Source organism: Methylibium sp., from assembly GCF_013817365.1.
In the GTDB taxonomy this organism is placed as follows: domain Bacteria; phylum Pseudomonadota; class Gammaproteobacteria; order Burkholderiales; family Burkholderiaceae_C; genus Methylibium.
Genome location: NZ_JACDCU010000182.1, coordinates 1 through 7,528 on the forward strand (window position 1 = coordinate 1; position 7,528 = coordinate 7,528).

The 7,528-nt window shown below is 63.7% G+C and carries 7 protein-coding genes; 6 read left to right on the forward strand and 1 reads right to left on the reverse strand.

What is annotated here, in order from left to right; translation table 11 throughout:
* The coding region (locus tag H0W38_RS12025) for a hypothetical protein (protein ID WP_292454273.1) at positions 1-191 on the reverse strand (191 nt) is incomplete at its 3' end.
* Between the two features lie 307 nt (positions 192-498).
* Between H0W38_RS12025 and hutH the strand changes: the two genes are divergently transcribed.
* From hutH to H0W38_RS12055, 6 genes are all read left to right on the forward strand, one after another.
* Positions 499-2,049 carry a histidine ammonia-lyase gene (gene hutH / locus H0W38_RS12030; RefSeq protein WP_292454277.1) on the forward strand — a complete coding sequence of 517 codons (1,551 nt, stop codon included), beginning with the start codon at positions 499-501 and terminating at the stop codon, positions 2,047-2,049.
* 226 nt (positions 2,050-2,275) lie between these two features.
* Positions 2,276-2,668: a photoactive yellow protein gene (pyp, locus tag H0W38_RS12035; protein WP_292454279.1), complete on the forward strand. Its 393-nt coding sequence runs from the start codon at positions 2,276-2,278 to the stop codon at positions 2,666-2,668.
* Between the two features lie 2 nt (positions 2,669-2,670).
* Positions 2,671-3,927, forward strand: a complete 1,257-nt coding sequence (gene pcl, locus H0W38_RS12040) for a 4-coumarate--CoA ligase (protein WP_292454282.1) — start codon at positions 2,671-2,673, stop codon at positions 3,925-3,927.
* 173 nt (positions 3,928-4,100) lie between these two features.
* Positions 4,101-4,505 carry a phosphonate transporter gene (locus H0W38_RS12045; protein ID WP_367161981.1) on the forward strand — a complete coding sequence of 135 codons (405 nt, stop codon included), beginning with the start codon at positions 4,101-4,103 and terminating at the stop codon, positions 4,503-4,505.
* A gap of 14 nt (positions 4,506-4,519) precedes the next feature.
* Positions 4,520-5,845 carry a sensor domain-containing diguanylate cyclase gene (locus H0W38_RS12050; protein WP_292454285.1) on the forward strand — a complete coding sequence of 442 codons (1,326 nt, stop codon included), beginning with the start codon at positions 4,520-4,522 and terminating at the stop codon, positions 5,843-5,845.
* A 17-nt stretch (positions 5,846-5,862) separates the two neighbouring features.
* A partial coding sequence (locus H0W38_RS12055) for a bifunctional diguanylate cyclase/phosphodiesterase (RefSeq protein WP_292454287.1) occupies positions 5,863-7,528 on the forward strand: 1,666 nt, incomplete at its 3' end.

A 7,528-nucleotide genomic window follows, 5' to 3' on the forward strand; every position in this document is an offset into this window, starting at 1 on the left:
CGTTCGTCAACGCCGCGCACGAACAGGATGAACAACGAGGCAACGAGCGACGCAAGGGCCAGCACGCCGAGCGCCAGCCCCGAAATCGTGCGCTGGGCCGGGTCGACGACGGCGAAGTAGCCGACGATCAGCAGCACCGCGCCCGAAAACGCCGCCACGAGCTGCAGGTTGTTGATGCGAAGGATCCACATGAGGACTCCTGGAGACAGTGCGAGGGCCGCGAAATCGATTCGGGGCGGTTGTACCTCTGCATAGCAACGTCCGGCACGCCGCGCCTCGCACAGTCGGCGTTAATGAGAACTTGTGCATCCATCTGTGTTGCGCGGCTCACAGAGCGGCCGCTTCATGGACCGATCAATCTCGACGCCCACGATCTGCGGCGAACAAGATCGATCTATGCAAAGTTCACGCGGTCATTCTTGCTGCGGTTGTGAGAATACAAAGCGTTCGGCCCAGCAGACAGCAACCTAAAAGCATCTCAGTTTTGGAACCCGGTAGATGACCCGCTCAATAGGCAGCGATGCCGCAGTGCTGTTCGACGGCCAACGACTGACCATTGAAGACATCAACGCGTTAGCGAATCGGCAATGCGTCGCCTCATTGAGCGATTCCGTTGAGTTCTGCGGCGCCATCCAAGCCGGGGCCGACTTCGTGGCGCGCCTGCTCGCCGAGGAAGGCGTTATCTACGGCGTGACCACTGGGTATGGCGATTCCTGCACCGTCAACGTCCCGGCGCATCTGGTGGCCGAGTTGCCGCACCATCTGTACGCCTATCACGGCTGCGGCGCCGGGCAGTTTCTCGACCCGGCTCAGACGCGCGCCGTGTTGTCCGCAAGGCTAGCGTCTCTTTGTCAAGGAATGTCCGGCGTGAGCATGGACTTGCTGCGCCAGATACAGGCACTGCTTCAACACGACATCCTTCCCCTGATTCCCTCCGAAGGCTCGGTCGGGGCCAGCGGCGATCTGACGCCGCTTTCCTACCTCGCGGCAGCACTGTGCGGCGAGCGCGACGTGATGTTCGCCGGGCGGCGTATGCCGGCCGCCGAGGCGCTCGCTGGCGTCGGTATGCGGCCCTTGCGCCTGCGGCCCAAGGAAGGGCTGGCCATCATGAACGGCACGGCCGTGATGACGGGCCTAGCCTGCCTGGCCTGGCAGCGGGCCGAGTATCTGTGCCGAATGGCCACGCGCCTGACCGCGATGAACGTCGTGGCGAGCGCCGGCAATGCCCATCACTTCGACGAAGCCCTGTTCGCCGTCAAGCCGCATCCCGGGCAACAACTGGTTGCGTCGCGCCTGCGGGCGGATCTCGCCAGCGATCGCCCCTCCCGCAACGAACAGCGTTTGCAGGACCGCTATTCGCTGCGCTGCGCCCCTCATGTGATCGGTGTGCTGCAAGACGTCCTGCCGTTTCTGCGGCAATTGATAGAGAACGAGCTCAACAGCGCGAACGACAACCCCATCATCGACGCGCGCGAAGAGCGTGTGCTTCATGGTGGGCACTTCTACGGGGGCCATATCGCCTTCGCGATGGACGCATTGAAGACGGCGGTCGCCAATGTGGCCGATCTGCTCGACCGCCAACTGGCCTTGCTGGTCGATACCCGCTACAACCACGGCCTGCCGGGCAACCTTTCGGCATCCACGGGCGAGCGTGCAGCCATCAATCATGGCCTGAAAGCGCTTCAGATCAGCGTATCCGCCTGGACCGCCGAGGCGCTGAAGGGCTGCATGCCGGCCTCGGTGTTCTCGCGTTCGACCGAATGCCACAACCAGGACAAAGTCAGCATGGGCACGATTGCCGCGCGCGACTGCCTGCGTGTGCTGGAGCTGAGCGAGCAGGTGCTCGCGGCCATGCTCATCGCGGCACGCCAGGCCGTGACGCTCCGAGCGCTGAGGCAAGACATCACGCTGAGTCCTGCGCTGCAGGCGATGCACGCCGACTTGTGCGATCGCATCGAGCTGGTGGTCGAGGACCGTGCGCTGGACGGCGACCTGCAGCGCATGCTGGTTGCCTTGCGCAGCGAAAGCTGGCGTCTGTACCAATCGTGAGCCCCACGCTGCGTGCCCCATTGAACGGCGATCCAACCATTCTCGCCAAGCGCAAAGGCGACTCGCCGCGGCCTTAAACACGGTGCGTCCCGAGCCGATAAGCATCGGGTCGGCCTTGGCCGACCCTCGTCGGTGCCTTTAAGGCACCGATATGTCATGGCCACTGGCCGGGCCGACACAGAAGGCTCCAGTCCCGAAATTTACAACCCTCAGTCAGGAAGTACCGATGACCATTGCCATCCTCGAAACCGTCGCATTCGGCAAGACCGATGTCGAAAACGTGCTGTCCAAGATGAACGATGCGCAGCTCAACAAGCTCGCCTTCGGCGCCGTCGAGATCGACGCCACCGGCAAGATCCTCAAATACAACGCGGTCGAAGGCGCCATCACGGGCCGCGACCCCAAGTGCGTTGTTGGCAAGAATTTCTTCACCGAAGTCGCACCGTGCACCAACCGCCCTGAATTCAAAGGCGTCTTCGATGCGGGCGTGAAGGCGAACAACCTCAACACGCTGTTCGAGTACGTGTTCGATCATCAGATGAAGCCGACGAAGGTGAAGATCCACATGAAGCGCGCCATCTCCGGCGGCTCGTTCTGGATTTTCGTCAAGCGGGTCTGAGCATGACCACACCGACAAACACGGCGGGTGCCTGGCACGAACAGCCAGGCGCGCTGTCGCGTTTCGTCGGCGACCTGATCGCCGGCGAGGTCGCGCACCTGCGCCCGGGAGGCGCCGCACTGGCGGCGCGGCCCTGGCCGCACGACCTGTCGCTCGACGAGGACGGCCTGGGGCTGGACTCGCTCGAAAGGCTGTCGGTGGCCTCCGCACTCAACGAGGCGTTGCACCTGCACGAAAGCGGCATCGAAGACCTGCTTCTCGCCAGGCGCCGCTTCGGGGAGTGGCTGGAAATCGCCCACACCGGACTTCGTCAATCTGATGCCCGGCTGAGTTTTCGCACCTCCGGCAGCAGCGGCACGCCCAAGGCGTGCGCACACGCGCTGGCGACGCTGGAGCAGGAAGCAGATTGCCTGGGCATGATGCTGGGCGGCGCCCGGCGTCTGCTGGTCGCCGTGCCAGCCCACCATATCTACGGCTTTCTTTTCACGGTATTGCTGCCATCACGCCTGGGCGTTGCCGACGTGATCGATGTCAGGAGAACCACCCCCCAGGCACTGCAGCACATGATGAGCGCCGGAGACCTCGTGATCAGCCACCCGGCGCATTGGTCGCTCATGGCCAAGCATGCATCCACGATCCCAGCTGGCGTCGTCGGTGTGACATCGACTGCACCGTGCGACGACGCGCTTGCAAGATCGCTTGAGAAACACGGGCTTCAGCGGCTGCTGCAGGTCTACGGAAGCTCGGAAACTGCTGGCGTGGGGTGGCGGGAGCAGGCAGGAGCGCCGTATTGCCTGCTGCCGTTCTGGTCATTCGACCAAGCAGACGGCTCGCGCCTGCTTCGCGCAACCCCTCAGGGCTCCGTGCACGCGCACGACCTGCAGGACCGGCTCGAGTGGCTGGCCGACGGGCGCTTCAACCTGCGGAGCCGGCGCGATGAAGCCGTTCAGGTCGGCGGTATCAACGTCTTTCCGGCGCGTATCAGGCAGCTTCTGCTCGAGCATCCTGAAGTTGCCGACGCAGCCGTGCGTTTGATGAGCGCTGGCGAAGGATCAAGGCTCAAAGCGTTCGTCGTCCCCGCCTCAGGCACCGACCGTGAGGCACTGCGCTCGGACCTCGAGCGCGCGACGCAGACACGCCTGTCGGCCGTTGAAAGACCGAAAGCCTGGGCCTTCGGCGACAGCTTGCCGGTCAACGACCAGGGCAAGCTTTGCGACTGGCCGCTTGCCACGAACGCGGCTGGCGCAATGCGCACCTGAGTCGCCAGGGACGGATTCACCCCCGTGTGCCGTAGGAAGAGCGTTCTCGTATCTCACAGGCGCCACGTCGACCCGCTCGTTCAAGTCGTGGTGCATACCGCCGATATCTTCGGCAAGGAACCGCATCAACCTTGCCCGCGCACGACGGGCACACCGCGAGAACGTTGGACACCATGAACACAGCCACAGCCACAGCCACAGCTTTCACCTTCGCTGACGTCAGCCTGAAGACCCACCTGGATCGGTCAACCGACGAGGAGCTCGATGCGCTCGATTTCGGCGTCATCGGGGTCGACGACAAAGGCCTCGTGCGACGCTACAACAGCTTTGAATCCAAGGCTGCAGGGCTGTCGCTCCCGCGGGTGCTGGGCCACGCTCTCTTCACGGTCGTCGCACCATGCATGAACAACTTCATGGTGGCACAGCGCTTCGAGGATGCGCTTGAAGCGCACGTAAGCCTCGACGTGACGATCGACTACGTCCTGACCCTTCGGATGCGACCGGTCAAGGTCAAGCTTCGGCTGCTGGCCTCACCTGCCGAGGCAACGCGTTACGTACTCGTCCATCGGCCCGCCTGAGCGGGCTTAGACCCATGCCGTCCACCACCGTCGGGGAAGAGTACGAGGCGCTGCTCCAGTTCCTCTACATGGCGCCGATCGGGCTCGTGCAGGCGCGCAGTGACGGCGAGATCCTGATGGTCAACCCGATATGCGCCCAGCTGCTCATGCCACTGTCGCGCAACGGCGAGCTGACCAATCTCTTCACCGCGCTCGAGGGCTTGGCACCTGACCTGCGTCACCGTGTGCAAACCTTCGAGAGCACGCACGGCATGATCTGCGAAGCGATGCATTTGCAGATCAACGCTGGAGCGCAGGGTCGCAAGGACTCCCAGATCCTTTCACTCAGTCTGCTCAAGCTGGACGCTGAGCGCCTCATGGCTGTGCTCAGCGACGTAACGCAATCGGTCAAGCGCGACCGCGAGCTGCGGCAAAGCCAAGCCTGGATCAATACGCTCGTCACCGGCCTCATCGATTACGCGCTCGTTGCGCTGGATGAGTGCGGCCGCCTTCAAAGCTGGAACGCGAGCATTGGCCGCGTCACCGGCTTCGAGCAGCACGAAGTGGTGGGACAGGATTACTCGCTCTTCTACCCGCCCGATGGCATGTCTGCCGACAGGGTGCTCGACCGTCTCCACGAGGCCGATGAAAGCGGCTGGAGTCTGGATGAAGGCTGGCGCATGCGCTCCGATGGCACGCGCTACTGGGGCAGTTGCCTCATCGCGCCACTGCACGCGCCCGACGAGGCGCAGTCCGAGGCCCGCGCTTACAGCCTCATCATCCGAGACGTCTCCGACCGCCGCGAAGCGACCGAAGCGCTGCGCAATTCTGTGTCGTGTGACCACCTCACGGGGCTGGCCAACCGCCGCGCCTTCTTCGATGGCGCGGAGCTCGAGTTGCAGCGCTGGAAACGGGCCCCGCGCCCGCTCTCAATGGTGATGATCGACGCCGATCACTTCAAGCGGATCAACGATCTGCACGGTCACGCTGCGGGTGATGCGGTGCTGCGGCACCTCGCGGCGGGTCTGTCCGCCACCTTCCGCGCGATCGATGTCGTGGCTCGGCTCGGCGGCGAGGAGTTCGTGGCGCTGCTGCCTGGGACCACGATCGAGGGCGCCGAAGCAGTGGCCTTGCGTCTGTGTCGCAGCATCGCCGAACAATCCGTGACGGTTGACGGTACGCCGATCCGCTACACGGTGAGTGTGGGCATCGCCGCGATGGAAGAAGGCGTGGAGGGAATCAACACGTTGATCCAGCGGGCCGACGTAGCGATGTACGCAGCAAAAGCGAACGGCCGTAACCGGGTCGAGCGCTGGCACGCCGACCGTGGCCGCGCACCCTCCGCTGCGCAGCCGACATAACACTTCAAGTCTGGACCATGTCGGCTGCGACTCCCGCCGCCTACGAGGCGCTGATCGCGTTTCTGTACCGGGCGCCGATCGGCCTCGTGCAGGCCACGTCCGACGGGGAGATCACCATGATCAACCCCATGTCGGCGCAATTACTGATGCCGCTGGCACCACACGGCGACCTGCTGAACCTGTTCGATGTGCTCGATTCGGTGGCACCGCAACTGCGTGAACTGGCGGTCGCGGAAAGTGAACCTGGCGCTGTGATCTGCGATGGATTGCGTGTGCAGCTGACTTCAGTCGGCCAGCCGGCCGAGCTGCCGTCGACGCTGGCAATCAGCCTTTTGAGGCTCGACGAAAAGACACTGATGTGCAGCGTCAGCGACGTCACACTGGTCGTGCAGCAGGAGCAGCAGCGACTTGTCAGCCAGCTGCGAGACGCGACACGGATCGACAGTTTGACCTTGATGCCTAATCGAGCCGTCGTGATCGAGCGCATCGACGGCGCGCTGCACAAGGCGCGCACCGATCCTCAATACGAGTTCGCGGTACTGTTTATCAATGGTGATCGCTTCAACCGGATCAACGTAACCCTCGGCCAGTCGGCCGGGGACGAATTGCTGCGGCTGATGGCTGCACGGATGAACGGCACTGTGCGAATGCGCGATGCGGTCGGCCGCGCAACGGATCCCGAACAGACCGCCGCGAGGCTGGGCGGCGACGAGTTCGTTGTCGTCATCGAGGGACTGCGCAGTGCGGAGGATGTGCGCGCAATCGCGCAACGGCTAATAGATGCGCTTTGCAGGCCCTACGCGATCGACGATTTTCCTGTGCACAGCACGGCGAGCATGGGGGTGGTGACGCGCGCGCATGCCGCTGGCGACGCAAACTCCGTGCTCCAAGACGCGAGCCTGGCGATGCGCGAAGCCAAGCGCGCCGGCGGCGCTCGCTACTGTGTGTTCGAGCCGCGAATCAAGGAAAGCGCTCGGCTGCGAGGCAGTCTCGAGAACGATTTGCGCCGGGCACTGAGCGCAGGCGAGCTGTTTGTCGTCTATCAGCCGATCGTGAACCTGGCAGACGCCGGTGTGGTCGGTATCGAAGCGCTGGTGCGTTGGCGCCATCCCAAGCGCGGCGTTGTGCCGCCGATCGAGTTCATCGAGATCGCTGAAGAAACCGGCTTGATCTGCCCGTTGGGCGAGTTTGTGCTTAACGAATCGTGCCGTCAGCTGGTCACCTGGCAGCGCCTGCTCGGCGAGCGAGCCCCGCGCTTGCTGTCGGTCAACTTGTCCCGGGCGCAGCTCATGGAGCCATCCGTTACGGAAAAAGTGCGCAGCGCTTTGGAGGCCAGCGGTCTGTCCGCCGTTTGCTTGCAACTGGAAGTCACCGAAAGCCTTGCCGCGCAGGATCAACTTATTCAGGCTCGCCTGCATGAGCTCAAGGCCCTGGGCCTGACCGTCGCGCTGGACGACTTCGGCACCGGCTACTCCTCGCTCGCCTGCCTGCACCAGCTTCCGATCGACGTCGTCAAGATCGACCGTTCGTTCGTGAGCCAGGTCGAGTCGAGCGCACATCACCGTGTGCTCATCGAAGCCACGGTGCGCGTCGCGCGCAGCCTCGGCATGCAGACCGTGGCCGAGGGAATCGAAACGGAAGGTCAAGCCGTCGTGCTGGCTGGGCTGGAGTGCGATAAGGGTC